This is a genomic window from Empedobacter sp. R750 (genome assembly GCF_030324345.1).
In the GTDB taxonomy this organism is placed as follows: Bacteria; Bacteroidota; Bacteroidia; order Flavobacteriales; family Weeksellaceae; genus Empedobacter; species Empedobacter falsenii_C.
In genome coordinates, this window is sequence record NZ_JACAGF010000027.1 from 1 (window position 1) to 19,465 (window position 19,465).

Consider the following 19,465-nt stretch of genomic DNA (forward strand, 5'->3'; position numbering starts at 1 on the left):
CGGATAAATTAGAAAATGACATACGAAAATATTTAGCTGGACTAAAACCCAAAACATAACTACGTCGTACAACATCGTATTGGCAATAGGCGGGCTGAACGGCTTCGTATCAACGGAAGTGCAAAATTCAACTTCTGTTCTTCGATTAAAGTTCAGTGCTAAAAATCCCGCCCATCGCCAATACGCGGCACGTTGGCAGAAATTTTGATCAAAAAGTTTCTAAAATTACGGTTTCCCGTAAACTTCTTGTAAGATGTTACCTTATTTTTGCTAACGGTCGGACAAGCCGAAACAGCGACTTGAAATTTTCTGAAAGTAGGTTTTCAATTATATAAAAAATGAGTTCTAAAAAAATTAATCTTTTAATTTTTTCTATTTTTTTAATTTTTTCAAATTGTAAAAATGAGATTTCTAAGAGTAATCAGTCGGATAATACAGTAATTAATGATTCAGTTGAAGTATTTGCAGAGGACGATGGCTATTATGAAGAATATGAAGAACTAAATCATTATTTTTTTAAATTGTCGTCAGAAGATTTATTATTAACAAACGAATCAGGGCAAGTAATTTCGTATGATGATGAAATTAATTATTCTGAATTACCAAATTTAATTCAAATTTATTTTGTACATCAACTTTTGTATGATTATCATGGAATTAAACGTTACTATCAAGATGTTTTAAACAAGGACCTGTATACAAAAAGAGATAGCAAAGGTAATAGTAGTTACACACAAGAATTCATAGATTTTTTTAACTCTAAAGTAAATTATGTATACGAGTTACCATTAAAAAGCGAAGATGAAAAACTTAACGAGATTTTTAATAGAATTTATTATAACAATAAAGATTTTCAAATTTATGAGGGAGAAAAAAAATATGGAAGACAAGAATTTTATTTAAGTAAAGACGGAACATTTGAATATGGAATAAATTATTGGGGAGAAAAATATATTAAAAGTCCTAGAATATCACTCTACAGAAATGAGAACGGTTATTTGAGCATCTCTAGATTTTGAAATATTAATAAGTTTATAAAAACAACTTTTAATATATAATTTAAAGATCATCTATTATTGAAATATAATTTTATGAAACAACTTGAAACGAAAGACTGTAAATATTGCGGAGAACAAATTGCAATTTCTGCAAAAAAATGTAAACATTGCAATGAATGGTTAGAAGATAATCATAGTAATAATAAAACTGAAGAAAACAATGATAATAAGTCTACAGGATTTTCTACAAGAATAATCTCGTCAATATTTTTATTCGGTATTGGTTGGAGTCTATTTAAATTTGGAAGTTGGAAATTGATAATAGGTAAAAAGATTCCAACCATAGTACAATATATCAATTCTGGAAATTTGAAAACTAACATAATTTGGGAAGAAAACGGTATTTTATTTAGGTTCAATGAGAAATTTTACGGGTTTACTAATAATCATCATTATTTTGATTCACCTATTCTTCAATGGTTTATGTTAATATTTTCTATTATGTCATTCATATATGCAATAAATATGTTACTTTTTGGAAGTTATGGAGATGATTAAAAAAACTTCTGCCAACATAGGTAACTGTTGCACAACTCAATATTTCAGACAAAATACACCAATACCACAAATACAAAAAGCTCCCTTGCAGGAGCTTTAGTTTTTATGCAACGTTATTGATATATTCTTTTTCGAGGATGCCGTCTACTATTTTTTCAACCTCATCAATATTGGCTTTCAATAATTCGTTGTTTTCTATCTGTTCTATTTCATGAAACTGCACATGTTTGTTGAACTCTTGCAGTTTGGCGTAATAACGTTTTAATTCTGCTTTGTTGAACAAGTTTCCATTCTTTACATAAATCACATGTATTTTTGATTTGATGTATTGCGAAACTTGCAATATATCGCCTCTATTGCGTGATATATCTATCGAATAGAAAATAGATTTCAGGTATTCGCTTTTAGCTGTTGGCTCTTTTACCAACCAATCTGTTGTTTTAAGACTTGCTGCTATCGGAATAATATTCAGCACCTTATTCGGGAACAAACATGCCATTTCCCACGCTAATCCTCCGCCTAAGTCTGCACCAATAATGGCAAAAATCTCGTCTACTTCCAATTCAAATAACGTCAACCAAAACAACACCGCTACATCGCGTGCTGTAATGTGATCGCGTGGTATATAGTCGTACTTTATGGTTTGGGAAACGCCATTTCCAGGAATATCTATACAGATTACCGTATACTCATTAAGATCAATTGCTTTGTTTTTTCCCATGACCCCATCCCAATGATAGGTACAATCTGAATCTCCGTGTAAGGAATGGTTAATCAAAATGACTGGAGCTGTTCCTAATGGAAGTCCAAAAAGTTGAAATGTTACCGAAACATTGTTTAAGATTGTGTTGTCCTCTAAGGGCCAAACTGGAATCGTTAATTGTTGTAAACTTTGCATTGTTTTTAATTTTATATTGGTAATTGTTGTTTTTGTTCAAAAAAAATCCCCATCGAAACTCGACGGGGAAACCTAAAATATATTAAAAAATAAAATCTCTTTTTAGTATACATGACTTTCCCACGTCTGGATATTCCAAACCTGTTTGCGAATCGACATATATAAGCACGTAAACTTCATTTTTTGATTACTTTGTTATCCAAATGTATAAAATAATTTTCGGCAAACAATTAAAATTATCTTAATTATTTGTAAAATTTTCTAAATCTCTATTTTTAATAACGAAGTCGAAATATCTCTTGTTGAGAAAGCTTAGATTCTTCATTCCGCTAAAGCTCCATTCTGAATGACATTTACTGTCATGTTGAGCTTGTCGAAACATCTCTTGTCACCCTGAACTCGTTTCAGGGTCACATCTAATTCAGAACATAAAAATTATAACCACATAGAGACATAGGTTTATAGTTTGTAACTAGAGAAAAATAGATATACAATAGTTTTCATCTACGATAAAAATACTATGCGTGAACTACTGACTTCTATATAAAATCTTCTATTACGATGTATCTATATGGTAGAATATTAAAAAACAAATCAAGTAATTATTCAAACCTTTATTATCGAAACAATATCCAATTTAGAATAAAATTCTAAGTGATCATTTTAAAATAAAATTATTAGAAAAGATTACTACATATTCAATTTTTTATGTAGTTTTACACCGTATTTCGAATCGTAGAAAACGATACCAACCGAGAGGAGTCTCCACGGTGGTAAAACAATACGGGAGTTCATCCAAAAACAACGAAAAATCCCCTATTATCGAAATACAATAATTGTTTTATTTTAACTATTTATTGTATGTCACAAAACATTTCTGAGCTTAATTTAGCTCCTATATCAGATGAAAAATTGGTCGATTTTATCAATCAACAATTGCCTATTAAAGTTCCTGCGCTAAAAGATCATATTATTGAAGAATTCAAGAGAAGAGGTTTGGATTATCGCCATCTATACAATGTAAAAACAGATGAATTGAATATCAAACTTCCGCTTAGTTTGATTGATGGTTGCTTGTTCGAGCGTAATATTCCCAAACCGCCTTTGGTAGGTAATTTCTACGCTGTTGTACATAGATTGAGAAACTTTTTGCAACATAGCAAAGAATTGAACGGAAAGCGTCTTAAAACGTTTCATTATATCTTCGATCAACTTTATTTACCTTATGAATTGATTGATATTATTTCGGAAGATGATGTCAAAAATCTAACTGAAGATGATGTATTTATTACCTTCAAAAACTCGAAACAACATTTCCCGAACGATAAGATTATCAATAAAATTCCGAAAAATAATTTATTGATTACCGTCGACAAAGGGAATTATTACCGCGGTTTGGATAAAGTAATTTTGTCGCATCAAAATACGATTATCAGAGAAGAAAACTTGAATAACGTAACTGCATAACTGAAATTGCTTTCGACAAATCTCTATATTTGTTGAAAGCAATTTTATATGACGCCAGAAAAAAGAGAATTAGTAGAAGCAAGTTTTAATCGTTCGGAAACCTTAAAATTTTATAACGCATCACTTATCGAATGCGAAACGGACTATGTTTCGATTAAGATTCCGAAACAAGAAATGATGACACGTAAGCACGGAATGTTTAATGGTGCTATGATTGCTTCTTTGGTTGATGTTTCATCTGGTTATGCTGCTGTTTCTCACTATGACGACAATTGTTATGTGGTAACAGTTGAGTTAAAAGTGAATTATTTACGACCTGCTTTGGGTGATTATTTACTATCAAAAGCCTATGTGATAAAAGGAGGAAAAAAGATAAGTACCATACGCACAGAGATTTTTGTGGTTAACGAAACAACGAACAAAGAAACGCATGCGGCTACTTCTTTGGTGACTATGATGAGAATAAAATAAATATATAATTTGTCTCAACTTTTGAATAAATCACCACATAGAGACATAGAAATAAGTGATTATTTTGATACAGAAATTAGTAGTGTAATTCTATCTTTTTTTAAGAAAAAACCGTCATTTCGAGTGAAATTCTGTAAGAATTTTGTATCGAGAAAAAGGTTTTTTGAAAGAAAAGAATAATAACCGATTGAAAGAAATAATTTTCTTATAACGCGATTAATTAAATCAATTCAACTTGTTATTTTCTTCTTTTTTGTTGATTTAATTTTATAAAAAATCGCAGAATGAAAATAAGAGAATTACAATTGTTTACAAATGAGTTAGAAAAAACGAAATCATTTTATACAACTATTTTAGCTTTTGAGTTAATTGAAGAAACAGAAAATCAGTTTAGCTTACAAGTTGGTTGGACAAGATTAACTTTTGTAAAATCGGACAAAGAACATATTTATCATTTCAGTTTTTTAGTTTGTAAAAATCAATTCGAAAAGGCATTTAATTGGATACAAAATAAAACTAAAATCCTAAACACCGATACTGATCAACATATTGCAAACTTCGAAAATTGGAATGCACAATCTTTTTATTTCTATGATGGAGGTAGAAATCTTGCTGAGATGATTACACATTATAATTTAGACTATCAAAATGATGCAGAATTTGATCAACAATCTATTTTAGGAATTTCTGAAATTGGTTTACCTACAACTAATATTGAGGCTAGCAATCAATTATTAGAAGAAAAAACAACATCTAAATTCTGGAAAGGAGATTTTGAAACTTTTGGTACTAATGGCTCAGATGAAGGGAAAATATTATTACCGAATTACTTTATTAAAACAACTTGGTTTCCTACAACTGATATAATAACTCCTACTCCATTTACAGCTATTTTGGAAAATGAAAATCATTATTCAAAAGTAATTTTCAATAATAATAAATTAAATATATCTAATCTTGCCATTTTATAAAAAATAAGCATTGAATAAAAAGTGATATCTTAAGGGTAAAAAAAAAATGGGATTGTAACTTTGCATTCCAAATATCTAAAAATGGTAAACTTTATATTAATCGCAGTCTGCATAATTACCGGAATGGTGTTTAAAGCAACAAAATCTATACATCCTGATGCCCATAAAGGGATCAACACATGGATCTTATATTTGGCTTTACCAGCAGTCTCGTTTAAGTATTTACCAAAAGTAGAATGGTCGCAAGAAATGTTATTTCCTATCTTTTCGACTGTCATTATAGCCGTTGGAAGTTTGTTTTACATGAAATTCTACAGCAAAGCAAAAGGGTATTCGGAGCGTTCGAGAAGAACATTGGAATTGGCAAGCGGCTATAGCAATACATCTTTTATTGGCTTTCCTTTGATCTCAGCATTTTATGGAGAAAAGTATTTGAGTATTGCGATTATTTGTGATCAAACCATGTTTTTGTGCTTGTCAACCATCGGAATAGTTTCTGCATTAAAAGGTGGAAGCAATGGATCTGGAGCAATAGATTCTAAATTTATCTTGAAACGATTATTTACTTTTCCCCCATTTTTAGGTTGTATAAGTGCATTGATTATATCTCAATTTATCGACTTATCTCCTGCCGAACCTTTCTTCGACAAATTAGCTGCAACCGTTGGTCCATTGGCTTTATTTTCGGTTGGATTGCAATTAAAGTTTAATGGTTGGAGAAAATTATGGTCTCAAATTTCGATGTCTATGGTTTACAAATTAATGATTGCGCCTGCAGTTGTAATGCTTTTAGCCATCGTAATTGGAATAAAAGGTGATGTGGCTAAAATCTCTATTTTTGAAGCTGCTATGCCTACATTAGTGACATCGAGTATTATTGCGGAACAATTTAAACTCAACACCAAACTAACCAATTTGATTATTGGTATCAGTATTATTGTAGGCTTTTTTACAGCTGCTTTTTGGTATGAAATGATACAATTGTTTATTCAGTAGATTTACATATTACGGTTTTTATTAGAATTAAGATAAATTTTATCTTCTAAAACCTTATTCTCGATACAAAATTCTAAAAAGAATCTCATTCGAATTAACGGTTTTATTTCAATACTTCTTTCAAAAACAATAATGTATGTTCCCAAGCTCTATCTGCCATTACTTTATTATAATCAGGTGATTCTGGATTGGTAAACGTGTGTTTTGAATTTGCGTAAGTTATCATTTGCCAATCTGTTTTTCCTTCGTTCATTTCAATTACTAAATTCGAAATATCTTCTGGTTTTACAGACTCATCTTCAGCAGGATGTTCAATCAAAACTTTTGTTTTAAGAGGAATATTTTTTCGATCCGAATCTTTTGCTAATCCACCATGAATAGAAACAACACCCATAATAGGTAATTGCGCACGAGCAGCTTCTAATGCGCCTGTTCCTCCAAAACAATAACCAATTACAGCAATTTTACTTGGATCTGCACCAGCTTTGATTAACTCTTTCAACGCTAAATCAATTCGTTTTTGATAAGCTGCATAATCAGACTTGTATTTTCCTGCTATTTTGGCCGCTTCCGCATTATCTTTCGGATTGTTTCCTTCTCCATAAATATCCGCAACAAACGCAATATAGCCTTCTTTTGCTAAATCTATTGCAGCTTGTTTTGCTTCGTTATCAGCTCCTTTCCAAGCGGGTAAAATCAATACTCCTGGACTTTTCTTTGTTGTATTGTCGGTTACTAAACCATTCAATTTTTGCGAACCATCTCTATAAGCAACTTGTTTTAGGTTTTGTGCATGTGTCGTATTCATCATCAATACAATTAAAAATAAACATTGAATTACATTTTTCATCTACTAAAAAATTTAAGACATTAAGATAAAAAGAACTAATTTTATATCGGATATTGAATTGAATATTTAACACAATTAGCATGGAACTTATTACATTAAAAACATTTGAAAGCCCTATTGAAGCACATATTTTACGTTCGAAATTAGAAAGTGAACAAATTGATGCTTTTGTTTTTGATGAACATTCGGTTGGGATGAATCAGTTTTTGTCGAATGCTATTGGTGGTGTGAAAGTAAAAATTAAGAAAGAAGATACTGATCGCGCCATGAAAGTTTTAGAAGAAATTGATGCTTCAAATTACACCAATGATTTGGATGAAATTCTTGTTTGTCCAAAATGTGGAAGCAATGAGTATTACAGCAATTACAAGTCAATGAAAGGTGGAAAAGGCTTACTTTCTTTATTATCTTCTATCATATTTTGGGTCTACCCTATTTACTACAAAAACGTGTTCAAATGCAAGAAGTGTGGTGAAGAATTTAATGGTTTACAATAAAAAAAGAACGACAAGAAATTGCCGTTCTTTATGAACAAAAATATATGATTTTTATTGATTAAATTGTCCAACGCAATAAGCTTGCTCCCCAAGAGAAGCCTGCGCCAAAGGCTGTCAACATCAATAAATCTCCTTTCTTTAATTTTGATGTATTTTCCCAAATACACAACGGAATTGTCGCTGCAATTGTGTTTCCGTAATTCTCAATATTGATTAAAGTTTTACCTTCTTCAATATTAATTTCATTACCAACAGCGTCAATAATTCGTTTATTTGCTTGATGCGGAACCAACCAATTTACATCTTCTACAGAAAAATCGTTGCGTTTCAAAACATTGACACACGTATCACTCATCGATTGAATTGCATTTTTGAATACAATTTTTCCATCTTGTCTAATGTAACGTTTTTCATCAACCAACAACTGTGAACTCGCTGGATACAAAGAACCACCTCCTTCTATATTCAAAAATTCTTTTCCAGTTCCATTACTCTGTAACAAAGCATCTAAAATTCCTTCTTCGTTTGTAGGCTCTAACCAAACTACTCCAGCTCCGTCTCCAAACAAAATATTTGTCGAACGATCTTTGATGTCTACATACGCACTGATTTTATCAGCACCAATGACCAAAACATTTTTGTAACGTCTACTTTCAATCAACGAAGCGCCCATGTCCAACGCATATAAAAATCCAGAACAAGCTGCATTCATATCAAATGCCCAAACATTCTCTATTCCTAACTTTTCGCATACAATATTTGCTGTAGCAGGCATCAACATATCTGGTGTAGAAGTCGCAACAATCAACGCATCAACATCTTTGATGTCTTTTTTGTATGTATCAATTAAATTCTGAATTGCACTAACCGCCATATCAGAAGTCGCTAAACCTTCCTCTAAAATACGACGTTCTTTAATTCCCGTTCTTTTTACAATCCATTCATCAGAAGTGTCTGTAATCTTTTCTAAATCGGAATTAGTTCGTTTATTCTCTGGCACATAACCACCGATTGCTGAAATATGTGCAAATATTTTTTTTGTAAAATCTACCACCATAAAATTCTTTTCATTCAAATTTCATGTATCGATTATCTACTAAAAGACGCATCAATTAAAATTTGAGCAACAAAGGTCTATCCAATTTAACAAATTAGTTAGCGAAATAAACGTAATAATATGTCAAAAAGACGTTTTTAGAAAGTTTTCACATTTGCATTGATTTACATCAATTATTAGTTAGAAGCGATGAAAGTTGTAGGCGAAACACCTGCATAATTTTTGAAAAATTTACTAAAAACTGAGGTGTCTATAAAATTTAATTCTGTCACAACATCAGAAACACTATATTTTGGGTTCTTTAGCAAGACCTTTGCTTCTAGCACAATGGCTTCGGCAATGATTTGTTTGGGTGATTTATTAAAGACTTCAACGATGATTTTGGTTAAATGCTTACGACTTATAAACATTTCATCTGCATAAAACTGTACATTACGCTGACGACGAAAATGAGTTGAAACTAAATACAAAAACTGTTTAGCTAATTCCTCCTTTCTGACTTCTTTCGTAGTACTTTTCGCCATTACAGCTTGGTTGTAGTAATTTCCCATCTCGTACATCAAGACCGAAAAATGATGTAAAACCAAATCTTTTGCAAAGATATTTTCGTTCTTGATGGTATATTTACTAATCTTGTTCAAATTGTAGCGCATATCACGTACAATCTTTTTATCTAAAGAAATGATTTTAGGATATTTAGACGACAAAAATTCTACTAAATTATTGGATTTCACGTGAAAACCAGCTTCAATAATCAAATCTGAATCAATGAAGATTGCTTGAACAGCAAAATCAACCGAGTGTTCTATAATCTCGAACAACTGACCTGGAAGAACCACAATAATATCGTCACGTTTGATTAACGTTGGTTCTAAATTTACCGTGATTTCACATGTTCCAGCAGTAATTAAAATCAACCCAAGCGACGTAAACTTATAAGGTTTTCGTTTTACAAAATAATAATTGTTTTCAGGACCTACGTCAAAGATTGCTAACCGACGATCAGTTGCTTCTTCTTTGTAAGTTCTTAAAATATTATCAATTGAATAAAGTTGAATATAATCACTCATTTTTAGCTTTTATTTTTTCGAATACAATGTTAAAAGATTTTTTTGACAAGTAAAAACATAAATGCGTCTTTTTAACAAAATCTTACGTCATTTTGGTATATCTAATATCCTCTTTCTAATGAAACTTCATTCAATAAAGTCTCGTTATTTTTCATTCTATTGTAGTTATCTGCAACTTGTTTTAGAGCTGTTGTTGCATTTGTAACACTCGCAATATGAGGTGTTACATAAACATTTTCATTCGTCCAAAAAGGATGATTTTCAGGTAAAGGTTCTTCAATAAAAACATCTAAATAAGCCTCTTTTATTTGTTTTTCTTCGATTGCAATTAATAAATCCTTTTCGACCAAATGTGCTCCACGACCAACATTAACCAAAACTGTATGAGCTGAACATTGTGCAAAAAAGTCTTTGTTCAAAATACCTTCTGTATCATCTGTCAAAGGCAAAATATTGACAATAAAATTAGTATTAGAAATCGCAGCATTCAAGCCTTCTTTTCCTGCAAAAGATTCTACTCCATTTATATTTTTAGGCGAATTCGACCAACCTTTGACTTGAAAACCTAAAGCAACAAATTGCTCTGCTACTAACTTTCCGATTTCACCTAATCCTAAAATTGTAATTGTTGTTTCCTTGATATTTTGATAAGTAGTAGGTTTCCATTCTTTACGAACTTGATCTTTATAATACGTCAACAAATTTTTCATTGAAGTCATAACACAAGCCAAAACATGCTCAAACATTTCTTGTTTCAAAGCAGGATCAACAATACGTGTCACCTTTATTGAATCTGGAATTTTGGTATGCAATAAATGGTCAATTCCTGCTCCAACAGATTGTACAACTTTTAGATTTGGAAATTCAGCCACATAATTTTTGTGCGGTTTCCAAGTTGCAATAAATTCTACATCATCTGGATTTGAGATATTTGGATAAACTTCAACTTTCGTATCTGGCAACAATTCTTGTAAATTTCTTTGCCATTCTTCTGTTGGTTTTTGATTGAATATTAAGGCTACACTCATAATTGTTTACTTTTAAAACAAATGTAAATAACTCTAAATTAATCACACATTAAATTTGACGATTTGTCAGATTTCTTACATTTGGATTAGAATTTGAAAGAGTTCAAACAAATATATTTTAACTAAAAAAATACACTATAAATGGCAAATCCGTTATTAGAAAAATTTGAAACACCTTTTGAAAGTGCTCCTTTTTCTAAAATCAAAAATGAAGACTACAAACCTGCTTTTATCCAAGCAATTGAAGAAGCAAAAGCAGAAATAGATGCAATTACTGCGAATCCTGAAGCGCCAACTTTTGCAAACACAATTGAAGCAATGGAACTTTCTGGTGAAAAATTAGGACGAATTTCTTCTATTTTCTTCAACCTTAATTCTGCTGAAACGAATGATGAAATTCAAGAAATTGCACAAGAAGTTTCGCCTTTATTATCTGAATTTGGAAATGATGTTCGCTTAAATCAAGATTTATTTGAACGAATTAAAGTCGTTTATAATCAAAAGGATTCGTTGAATTTAACCGATGAACAAGCTTATTTACTAGAAAAAAAATACAAAGGTTTTTCGAGAAATGGTGCAAATCTAAACGAAGAAGACAAAAATAAATTACGCGAAATAGACAAACAACTTTCGATGTTATCATTGCAATTTGGTCAAAATGTATTGGCAGAAACTAATGCATACGAATTGATTATTACAGATGAAAATGATTTGAAAGGTTTACCTCAATATGCAATTGATCAAGCGAAAGCTGATGCAGAACAAAAAAATCACGAAGGTTGGTTAATTACCTTGCAAGCACCAAGCTATATTCCGTTTATGCAATACGCAGAAAATCGTGAATTAAGAGAAAAATTGTTTAGAGCAAATGGAGTAAAAGCTTATCAAAATAATGAATTTAACAACGAAGAAAATGTAAAAAACATTGTAAAACTTCGTCACGAACGTGCTAAAATATTAGGTTATAAAACGCATGCTGATTATGTTTTGGAAGAACGTATGGCAAAAACACCTACGACTGTTTTAGATTTCTTGAATGATTTATTAACGAAAGCAAAACCATTTGCAGAAAAAGAAATTGAAGAATTAACTGCATTTGCAAAAGAAACTGATGGGATTGAAACATTGCAACGTTGGGATCATGCGTACTATGCTGAAAAATTAAAACAGAAAAAATTCAGTCTTTCTGACGAAGAATTGAAACCTTATTTTCAGTTAGAGAATGTGATTCAAGGAGCTTTTGATGTCGCAACAAAATTATATGGAATTACGTTTAAAGAAATTCATAATATTGATAAATACAACGATGAAGTAACAACTTATGAAGTTCTAGATAAAAATGGAGCGTTCTTAAGTTTATTGTATGCAGACTTTTTCCCGCGTGCAGGAAAACGCCCTGGTGCTTGGATGACAAGTTATAGAGAAGCTTCTAATGTGAATGGAAATACCAAACGTCCGCACATTTCGATTGTTTGTAATTTTACAAAACCAACGAAAGACACACCTTCATTATTAACATTTCAGGAAGTAACAACATTGTTCCACGAATTTGGACATGCGCTACACGGAATGTTACCAAATACGACGTACGAAAGTCTTTCTGGAACAAATGTTTATTGGGATTTTGTTGAATTACCCTCTCAATTTTACGAAAACTTCTGTTACGAACCAGAAGCTTTGAAATTATTTGCAAAACATTATCAAACAGGAGAAATTATTCCGCAAGAATTAATTGAAAAAGTAAAAGCTTCTTCAAGTTTTATGGAAGGTTATCAAACTGTTCGTCAATTGAGTTTTGGATTATTGGATATGGCTTATCATGCAAATGATTTGGCTGAAATTAATGATTTACAACAATTTGAAAAAGAAACGTTCAAACAAACAGAGTTGTATCCAGAAATTGATAAAAATATGATGAGTACATCCTTCTCACATATTTTTCAAGGTGGATATTCATCTGGTTATTATTCATATAAATGGGCCGAAGTTTTGGATGCAGATGCCTTTGCATTTTTCCAAGAAACTGGAATTTTCAATCCAGAAACAGCTCAAAAATTCTATAAACTTTTATCATCTGGAGGAACAGTAGAACCGATGAAACTGTACGAAGAATTTAGAGGTCATAAACCAACAGCAGATGCTTTATTAAAGCGAGCTGGATTAGTATAAACTGAAAATCCGACTACAAAAAGTAGTCGGATTTTTTTATAATACTATTGTTTAATTAATGCAAACTTTCTTCGTGTTGCGACAAATCTAAGCCTTCGAACTCCGCTCTATCACTCACGCGTAAGTGAATCATTTTATCCGTAATATAAAATAAAGCAATCGCACCAAAAAAAGTAAATAACGAAACGAGCAACAAAGCAATCATATGATGTGAAAACACGTGTACCCCGCCATGTAATAAGCTTGCATTTTCTCCATGTGCAAAAATAGCTGTCAAAATCATTCCCATGATTCCTCCGACTCCATGACATGCAAAAACATCTAGAGTATCGTCAACTCGTTTTAATACTTTCCAATGAACCATTACATTTGAGACAATAGCGGTTATAAAACCAAAAAATATACTTTCAGGAATTGTAACAAACCCACAAGCTGGTGTGATTGCTACTAAACCAACTACAGCCCCTATACACGCTCCCATAGCAGAAACGCTACGACCATTAATTCTATCAAAAAGTATCCATGTCATCATTCCTGAAGCAGAAGCAATTGTTGTTGTTCCGAATGCTAAAGCTGCTGTGGCATTTGCTCCCAAAGCTGAACCAGCATTGAAACCAAACCATCCGAACCATAACATTCCTGTTCCAAGCATAACAAATGGAATATTTGCAGGTTTGTGTTCTCTGTTTTTACGTTTACCTATCAACAAAGCTCCTGCCAATGCTGCAAATCCTGCACTCATATGAACAACAGTTCCTCCAGCGAAATCTTTTACTCCAAAATATTTATTCAATAAACCTTCTGGATGCCAAACCATGTGACAAAGCGGTGTGTAAATGATTAAACTAAATAAAATCATAAATAACAAATAGGAAATAAAACGCACTCTTTCGGCAAAAGAACCAGTTACAAGCGCTGGTGTAATGACTGCAAATTTCATTTGAAACAATGCAAATAAAACAAATGGAATTGTAGATGCCATGTCTTTGTGTGGAAATGCTCCGACATGATTAAAAAATGGATAACTTAAAGGATTACCAATAATTCCGTAATATTCTCCATTTATTGTAAAACCAATTGAATCACCAAAAGACAGTGAAAACCCAACTACAACCCACAAAATCGAAATCACACCTAAGGCAATAAAACTTTGCAACATGGTAGAAATAACATTTCGTTTACCCACCATTCCACCATAAAAAAAAGATAAACCTGGCGTCATCAATAACACCAATCCTGCAGCTGCTAAAATCCAGGCGACATCTGAATTTACAATATTTTCTTCGCTAAGAAATTCTCCTGTATTTGGAATATCTACAACTGGTTTCCAAAATAATCCAGCGAATGCAACTAGCGTTATAATTGCAAAAGCTACTTTCCATTTTAATCCAACTTTCATATGTTTTTAATTTTAACCCTATCAAAATTAGATTATTTTTAAATAAAATCATTTATTTTCAATCACACCCTATAAAAATTAGGGGTTAAAATATTAATTTTACATTTTAAACATAATTACCCTATGTAAATTCATAAAAAAAGATTCCTTTTTTGGAATCTTTTTATCAATTTGATTATTTAGTTTATCTAATTATAAAAATAACTTAAGTCCAACATTTGCTCCAAATGTATTTACTGAATTTTGTATATATTGTTCCTTCTTGTATTTAACTTGATCATATGATAAACCAAAATCTAAAGCAATAGCAGGAGTTATAAAATATGAAACACCTCCTTTAACTTTCCAAGTAAAGGCATTATTTTTACTACTACTATCAAAATTAGCATCACTATAATATTTATACTTTGAAGTATCAAATCCTGCTCCTCCACTTAAATATGGATAAAACTTAGAGTCATTTGCAAAATAATAAGATACAAAAGGCATCATAGAAATTGAGTTTCCTTTCGATTTTTGTTTATAACCAATTGAATTTCCAGCAGGATCAAAACGGTAGGAATTAATTGTATTTACGGAATTTCTATATGAAATATCTAAGCCAACCGCTAGATTATTGATAACAAAATATCCTCCTGTTACATTAACATCAAACTGGTTAAATTTATTTTTTGTTTCTTGCCCATAATCATTACTATAATCATACTGGCTAGAATTAAAACCTAATGCTGAAGAAGCTCCAACAACCCAATTGTTTTTCTGAGTTTGAGCAAAAGAGTTTATACTAAATGCTAAAATAATAAGTAAGAATTTTTTTTTAATTTATTTGGTAATTTAAAATCAAACAAATATATAACAATAGTAAAACGATAATAATTATTTTATATTATTTTTCTGAAAAGCTTTTCTTGGACTTCCATCAAAAAAAACTTCGCCACAATAGTGATAACCTAACTTTTCAAAAACACGCAACATTCCAATATTATCAAAGTTGGTATCAACTTTTATATTCTGTATTTTCTTTGTAATTGCTATTTTTTCAATCTCATCCATCGTCCAAGTTCCTAAACCTTTCATCTTAACATCTTGTGCAACAGCCAATCGATGTATGACGATATATGGATCATCATTCAGCCATTTTCCTTCAATTGCTGTATAAGCAGGTTCTATTTCATTAATAATTGCAACATATCCAATGATTAGATTATTATCATTTTCAATTATATAACCAAAACCATTTGAGATATCATTTTTCACAACATCTAGATTTGGATAACCATTTTGCCATTGATCACTTCCTTCCTCCTTTCTTTTCTGAATCGCTTGTTGCAAAATTTCCCAAATTCTATCTGCATCATTCAAAATAGCTTGACGTAAATTTAATCCAGTCTCCATATCTTATTTTTATTTTCAATATAAGTGATTTTTAAGCAAATCATAAGTTTTGATATTTAATTTTTTAATAAATTGAAGTAATAAAACTAACTATCCTAACATGAGATTTCCAAAATCTATAAAATATGTAAAAATACCTTGGCAACAAGTTTTAGCAATACTTATTTTATTACTCGCATTTGTATTTTTTAGAAGCGAACGCAAAGAAATGATGCAAATTATTCCGAGTATCCAAAGCGCAAAACCTATTTGGCTGTTGATCGGTTTCGGAATTACACTTCTCTATATTTCGCTACAAGCTGCAATGTATATCACAAGTTTCAAAACAGTTGGTTTACCTCTTAAATTTTGGGACGCTGTCAATTTATTTCTCAAACGAAATTTTATCAGTGTTTTTTTACCAGCGGGCGGAATTAGTTCTTTGGCTTATTTACCCAAACAAATCAAAAAACAACAATTTGAAACAAATAAAATCATTCAGGCAAGTTCTATTTATGGTTTTATTGGATTATTAACGGTTTTCATCATTGGCGTTCCCATCATTATTTATAGTATTTACGTCAACAAATACTTTAATGACTCATGGATATCATTAGTTATTTTGGGCATAATTTTAATTTTGGTTTATTTCATTTATAACTCATTCAAAACCAAAAATAAATTCTATCAAATTATAGAAAATAAATTTCCAAAGATTACGGAAGAAATCAATCCAATTTTTGAAGCTTCTTTGAACAGAAAAAATATTAATCTCACGATTCTAATTTCGACAATCATCGAAATTACTGGGATTTTACATGTCTACATCGCAATGTTAGCGTTAGGCATTCAACCCACTTTTGATGCGGCGGCTTTGGCATATACGATTTCTGTTTTATTGATGATTATTTCGCCATTTTTGAGAGGTTTGGGCGCTGTAGAATTTACGATGGTGTATATTTTAACACAATTCGGTTATTCTCATAACCAAGGTTTAGCTACAACTTTATTGTATCGCGTTTTCGAATTTTGGCTGCCTTTAGGTTTTGGATGTTTGAGTTTTATGTGGCGTGGAAGAAAACTATTTGCGCGAATTTTTCCTGCTGTTATGATTTTTACATTAGGAATGATTAATATAATTTCAGTCATCACTCCTCCTCTTGCAGAACGTTTGCATTTCGAAAAATTATATTTACCAACCGAATTCATGCATCTTTCAAAATTGATGATTCTATTTATCGGAATTGCTTTATTGATTACATCATCTTATCTCATCAAAGGATTAAAATCTGCATGGGTTTTTGCTTTAATATTTGCTATACTTTCCTTTTTCGGAAATATATTCAAAGCATTGGATTACGAAGAAGCTGGATTCGCATTTTTGACCATTGTACTATTAATTTACAGCAGAAATCAATACCCATTGAAAACAAATTTGAAAAGATTAAGACAGGGATTCTCGATTTTTTTATTAGCATTTTTTGCTATTTTTATTTTCAATGTTTTAAGTTTTTATTTCATTGATAAACGACATTTTGGTGTAGATTTCTCTTGGAATCAGGCTTTTTATTATACATTCCAAAACTTCTTATTGTTCAGCGAAAACAATTTAGTTCCGAGAACAACCTTTGCCAAAGATTTCAAAGACATCAATATTTTTTTTGGATTTAGTTCTTGGATATTATTGATTTTAGCATTCTTTAGAGCTAAAAATTATAACACAAAAGATATTCAGGATTATGAAGAAGCAGAAGAAATTGTCGAAAAATATGGCAATTCAGCATTAGATTATTTTAAATTAATGGATGATAAAACACTTTATTTTTCTTCAAATATTAATGGTTTTGTTGCGTATAAAATCGGTTTAAATTTTGCTATTGTTTTGGATAATGTCGTTTGTGATACAAAGTATAAATCAGATTTAATTTCAGAATTCGAAAATTATTGTAGAACAAAAGGTTTGAAAACTGCGTATTATAGAGTTTCGGAAAATGATTTAATTGATTTCAAAAAGTTTAAAAAACAACATTTATTAATTGGACAAGAAGGAATTATTGAGGTTGATTCCTTTAATCTTCAAGGAAAAGAACGTAAATCGATGCGAAATGCATTGAATACTTTAGAGAAAAAAGGTTTTAAAACAGAGGTTATTCTACCTCCTTTGACAGAAGGATTTTTAAATGAAATTGAATCTGTTTCAAATGAATGGTTAAAAGAATTTGATAAAAAAGAAATTGTATTTGCTGAAGGTAAATTTGACAGAGAAATATTAAAAAATCAGACTATTATTGCATTGAGAAATGAAGAAAATAAAGTAGTAACATTTCTGAATGTGATACCAGATTATGCAAAAGATGAAATGACTTACGATTTGTTTCGCAGAACTGTTGATTCGCCAAATGGTAGTATGGATGCGGTGATAATTGCATTAATTAATCACGCCAAAGAAAATCAAAAGAAATACATCAACATTGGTTTAACTCCATTAGCTGGTTTGGATAAACCAAATAATATTGCTGAGCAACTCATGAAATTTGCTTATCAACGAATTGGTACGTTTAAACAATATCAAACAATGCGCGATTTCAAAGAAAAATACGCCAATTATTGGATCAATAAATACATCATTTATGCTAATGAAGTAGAACTTCTTCAACTTCCACAAGCGTTAAATAAAGTTATGAAACCTCAAGATGAAAACTAAATATTTCATATTATTTGGATTGATTATCACTACAATTGGTTTGTATATCGTACGTACAAAAGGAGATGATATAGATATCAAAGATCCTTTACCGCTTAAAATATGGGAAAATAAAAATGAAACTAAACCTATCTTGTTTTATTTAAGTGGAGATGCTGGATTAGGATCTTTCTCAAAATCAATTTGTAAGAATCTACATCAAAAAGGTTATGATATTTATGCATTAAATTCTAAAGTTTATTTTTGGAACGAGAAAGATCCTAAAAAAACGGCAGAAATATTAAGTCAATTTTTAGAAGAAAAGTTCAAACATCACAAAAATCAAGAAGTTGTATTTATCGGCTATTCTTTTGGTGCTGATGCGATTCCGTTTATTATCAATCAGCTTCCTACAAAAACCAAAGATAGAATACATCAACTTATTCTTCTAGATCCTTATGAAACAGCTGATCTTGAGATTCATTACAAAAATTTAATTTTTGAAAATGTAAGCGGAAAATGGAATACAATTCCAGAAATTAATCAATTACCTAATTTACATTTATCTATTATTTTAAGTGATTATGGAAAAAATTATCCCTACAATAAAATTACTTTTAGCAATAAAAATATAATTTCTTTGGGTGGTAATCATCACTTTAACCGAAATTATCAAAAAGTAACTGATACTATTATTAAAACTAGTAAATAATCATTAAATAAGAAAATATTCATTTAACATAATTACATCTTAAAATGTTCGGAACTTTTTTGATTTAAAATCTTCAAGCTCTCTTTTAATTTGTTAATCGTAGAATAAAAATGAAACTTAATCCTGATATTTAGTTGAATGATTTAAAAATTATTATAATACTTTCTAGTTAACTAAAAATTTAAAACATAAAAAAGCCTCAAGAAATAAATCTTGAGGCTTTTGATAAAAACTGGCGACGACCTACTCTCCCGTAAGTAACAGTAC

Annotated in this window: 18 protein-coding genes and 1 riboswitch; of the genes, 10 read left to right on the plus strand and 8 right to left on the minus strand. The window is 30.7% G+C overall.

Translation table 11 applies throughout. The features are described 5' to 3' along the window. Positions 1-338 precede the first annotated feature (338 nt). Positions 339-1,019: a hypothetical protein gene (locus HXZ74_RS16415; protein WP_286476395.1), complete on the plus strand. Its 681-nt coding sequence runs from the start codon at positions 339-341 to the stop codon at positions 1,017-1,019. A 72-nt stretch (positions 1,020-1,091) separates the two neighbouring features. Next, complete coding sequence (locus tag HXZ74_RS16420; RefSeq protein ID WP_286476396.1) at positions 1,092-1,556, plus strand: hypothetical protein; 465 nt, start codon at positions 1,092-1,094, stop codon at positions 1,554-1,556. Between the two features lie 103 nt (positions 1,557-1,659). On the opposite strand, the gene HXZ74_RS16425 is transcribed toward HXZ74_RS16420, so the two are convergent. Beyond that, positions 1,660-2,454: an alpha/beta fold hydrolase gene (locus tag HXZ74_RS16425; RefSeq protein ID WP_286476398.1), complete on the minus strand. Its 795-nt coding sequence runs from the start codon at positions 2,452-2,454 to the stop codon at positions 1,660-1,662. Positions 2,455-3,172: 718 nt separating this feature from the next. Next, positions 3,173-3,267: riboswitch (SAM-I-IV-variant riboswitch) on the plus strand. A 48-nt stretch (positions 3,268-3,315) separates the two neighbouring features. On the opposite strand from HXZ74_RS16425, the gene HXZ74_RS16430 reads away from it, so the two are divergent. From HXZ74_RS16430 to HXZ74_RS16445, 4 genes are all read left to right on the plus strand, one after another. Beyond that, positions 3,316-3,921: a hypothetical protein gene (locus HXZ74_RS16430; protein ID WP_286476399.1), complete on the plus strand. Its 606-nt coding sequence runs from the start codon at positions 3,316-3,318 to the stop codon at positions 3,919-3,921. Between the two features lie 48 nt (positions 3,922-3,969). Continuing rightward, positions 3,970-4,392 (plus strand): PaaI family thioesterase, encoded by a 423-nt coding sequence (locus HXZ74_RS16435; protein WP_286476401.1) that lies wholly within the window; start codon positions 3,970-3,972, stop codon positions 4,390-4,392. A 284-nt stretch (positions 4,393-4,676) separates the two neighbouring features. After that, a complete protein-coding gene (locus tag HXZ74_RS16440; RefSeq protein ID WP_286476403.1) occupies positions 4,677-5,363 on the plus strand; it encodes a VOC family protein in 687 nt (228 codons plus the stop codon). 81 nt (positions 5,364-5,444) lie between these two features. Further along, entirely contained in the window at positions 5,445-6,359 is a 915-nt protein-coding gene (locus HXZ74_RS16445; protein WP_286476405.1) for an AEC family transporter, read from the plus strand. Between the two features lie 103 nt (positions 6,360-6,462). Here the strand turns inward: HXZ74_RS16445 and HXZ74_RS16450 are convergent, their stop codons facing one another. Continuing rightward, complete coding sequence (locus tag HXZ74_RS16450; protein WP_286476408.1) at positions 6,463-7,209, minus strand: dienelactone hydrolase family protein; 747 nt, start codon at positions 7,207-7,209, stop codon at positions 6,463-6,465. 80 nt (positions 7,210-7,289) lie between these two features. Here HXZ74_RS16450 and HXZ74_RS16455 point away from each other — a divergent pair, with 80 nt between their 5' ends. After that, the gene (locus HXZ74_RS16455) at positions 7,290-7,706 is read left to right on the plus strand and encodes a putative signal transducing protein (RefSeq protein WP_115001183.1); all 417 of its coding nucleotides are present in this window, start codon (positions 7,290-7,292) and stop codon (positions 7,704-7,706) included. Between the two features lie 58 nt (positions 7,707-7,764). On the opposite strand, the gene HXZ74_RS16460 is transcribed toward HXZ74_RS16455, so the two are convergent. The 3 genes from HXZ74_RS16460 to HXZ74_RS16470 all read right to left on the minus strand — a co-directional run bounded on the left by HXZ74_RS16460 (position 7,765) and on the right by HXZ74_RS16470 (position 10,861). Next, a complete protein-coding gene (locus HXZ74_RS16460; protein WP_115001184.1) occupies positions 7,765-8,763 on the minus strand; it encodes a beta-ketoacyl-ACP synthase III in 999 nt (332 codons plus the stop codon). Between the two features lie 176 nt (positions 8,764-8,939). Then, positions 8,940-9,833 (minus strand): helix-turn-helix domain-containing protein, encoded by an 894-nt coding sequence (locus tag HXZ74_RS16465; RefSeq protein ID WP_135836286.1) that lies wholly within the window; start codon positions 9,831-9,833, stop codon positions 8,940-8,942. Between the two features lie 101 nt (positions 9,834-9,934). Next, positions 9,935-10,861: a 2-hydroxyacid dehydrogenase gene (locus HXZ74_RS16470; protein ID WP_286476410.1), complete on the minus strand. Its 927-nt coding sequence runs from the start codon at positions 10,859-10,861 to the stop codon at positions 9,935-9,937. 141 nt (positions 10,862-11,002) lie between these two features. Here HXZ74_RS16470 and HXZ74_RS16475 point away from each other — a divergent pair, with 141 nt between their 5' ends. Next, positions 11,003-13,030, plus strand: a complete 2,028-nt coding sequence (locus HXZ74_RS16475) for a M3 family metallopeptidase (protein ID WP_286476411.1) — start codon at positions 11,003-11,005, stop codon at positions 13,028-13,030. A 55-nt stretch (positions 13,031-13,085) separates the two neighbouring features. On the opposite strand, the gene HXZ74_RS16480 is transcribed toward HXZ74_RS16475, so the two are convergent. The 3 genes from HXZ74_RS16480 to HXZ74_RS16490 all read right to left on the minus strand — a co-directional run bounded on the left by HXZ74_RS16480 (position 13,086) and on the right by HXZ74_RS16490 (position 15,824). Continuing rightward, positions 13,086-14,429 (minus strand): ammonium transporter, encoded by a 1,344-nt coding sequence (locus HXZ74_RS16480; protein WP_286476413.1) that lies wholly within the window; start codon positions 14,427-14,429, stop codon positions 13,086-13,088. Positions 14,430-14,621: 192 nt separating this feature from the next. Beyond that, complete coding sequence (locus HXZ74_RS16485; RefSeq protein WP_280062702.1) at positions 14,622-15,251, minus strand: outer membrane protein; 630 nt, start codon at positions 15,249-15,251, stop codon at positions 14,622-14,624. A 54-nt stretch (positions 15,252-15,305) separates the two neighbouring features. Next, the gene (locus HXZ74_RS16490; RefSeq protein ID WP_286476415.1) at positions 15,306-15,824 is read right to left on the minus strand and encodes a GNAT family N-acetyltransferase; all 519 of its coding nucleotides are present in this window, start codon (positions 15,822-15,824) and stop codon (positions 15,306-15,308) included. 100 nt (positions 15,825-15,924) lie between these two features. Here HXZ74_RS16490 and HXZ74_RS16495 point away from each other — a divergent pair, with 100 nt between their 5' ends. Both HXZ74_RS16495 and HXZ74_RS16500 read left to right on the plus strand, forming a co-directional pair. Then, the gene (locus HXZ74_RS16495) at positions 15,925-18,507 is read left to right on the plus strand and encodes a flippase-like domain-containing protein (RefSeq protein ID WP_286476417.1); all 2,583 of its coding nucleotides are present in this window, start codon (positions 15,925-15,927) and stop codon (positions 18,505-18,507) included. Beyond that, positions 18,497-19,198 carry an AcvB/VirJ family lysyl-phosphatidylglycerol hydrolase gene (locus HXZ74_RS16500; protein ID WP_286476418.1) on the plus strand — a complete coding sequence of 234 codons (702 nt, stop codon included), beginning with the start codon at positions 18,497-18,499 and terminating at the stop codon, positions 19,196-19,198. The genes HXZ74_RS16495 and HXZ74_RS16500 overlap by 11 nt, the downstream gene beginning before the upstream one ends. Positions 19,199-19,465 lie beyond the last annotated feature (267 nt).

What these genes read in the sequence shown, in the direction of transcription:
- HXZ74_RS16415 (WP_286476395.1), top strand. Translation starts at nt 339, where the DNA reads ATGAGTTCTAAAAAAATTAATCTTTTAATTTTTTCTATTTTTTTAATT.
- HXZ74_RS16420 (WP_286476396.1), top strand. Translation starts at nt 1,092, where the DNA reads ATGAAACAACTTGAAACGAAAGACTGTAAATATTGCGGAGAACAAATT.
- HXZ74_RS16425 (WP_286476398.1), bottom strand. Translation starts at nt 2,454, where the DNA reads ATGCAAAGTTTACAACAATTAACGATTCCAGTTTGGCCCTTAGAGGAC.
- HXZ74_RS16430 (WP_286476399.1), top strand. Translation starts at nt 3,316, where the DNA reads ATGTCACAAAACATTTCTGAGCTTAATTTAGCTCCTATATCAGATGAA.
- HXZ74_RS16435 (WP_286476401.1), top strand. Translation starts at nt 3,970, where the DNA reads ATGACGCCAGAAAAAAGAGAATTAGTAGAAGCAAGTTTTAATCGTTCG.
- HXZ74_RS16440 (WP_286476403.1), top strand. Translation starts at nt 4,677, where the DNA reads ATGAAAATAAGAGAATTACAATTGTTTACAAATGAGTTAGAAAAAACG.
- HXZ74_RS16445 (WP_286476405.1), top strand. Translation starts at nt 5,445, where the DNA reads ATGGTAAACTTTATATTAATCGCAGTCTGCATAATTACCGGAATGGTG.
- HXZ74_RS16450 (WP_286476408.1), bottom strand. Translation starts at nt 7,209, where the DNA reads ATGAAAAATGTAATTCAATGTTTATTTTTAATTGTATTGATGATGAAT.
- HXZ74_RS16455 (WP_115001183.1), top strand. Translation starts at nt 7,290, where the DNA reads ATGGAACTTATTACATTAAAAACATTTGAAAGCCCTATTGAAGCACAT.
- HXZ74_RS16460 (WP_115001184.1), bottom strand. Translation starts at nt 8,763, where the DNA reads ATGGTGGTAGATTTTACAAAAAAAATATTTGCACATATTTCAGCAATC.
- HXZ74_RS16465 (WP_135836286.1), bottom strand. Translation starts at nt 9,833, where the DNA reads ATGAGTGATTATATTCAACTTTATTCAATTGATAATATTTTAAGAACT.
- HXZ74_RS16470 (WP_286476410.1), bottom strand. Translation starts at nt 10,861, where the DNA reads ATGAGTGTAGCCTTAATATTCAATCAAAAACCAACAGAAGAATGGCAA.
- HXZ74_RS16475 (WP_286476411.1), top strand. Translation starts at nt 11,003, where the DNA reads ATGGCAAATCCGTTATTAGAAAAATTTGAAACACCTTTTGAAAGTGCT.
- HXZ74_RS16480 (WP_286476413.1), bottom strand. Translation starts at nt 14,429, where the DNA reads ATGAAAGTTGGATTAAAATGGAAAGTAGCTTTTGCAATTATAACGCTA.
- HXZ74_RS16490 (WP_286476415.1), bottom strand. Translation starts at nt 15,824, where the DNA reads ATGGAGACTGGATTAAATTTACGTCAAGCTATTTTGAATGATGCAGAT.
- HXZ74_RS16495 (WP_286476417.1), top strand. Translation starts at nt 15,925, where the DNA reads ATGAGATTTCCAAAATCTATAAAATATGTAAAAATACCTTGGCAACAA.
- HXZ74_RS16500 (WP_286476418.1), top strand. Translation starts at nt 18,497, where the DNA reads ATGAAAACTAAATATTTCATATTATTTGGATTGATTATCACTACAATT.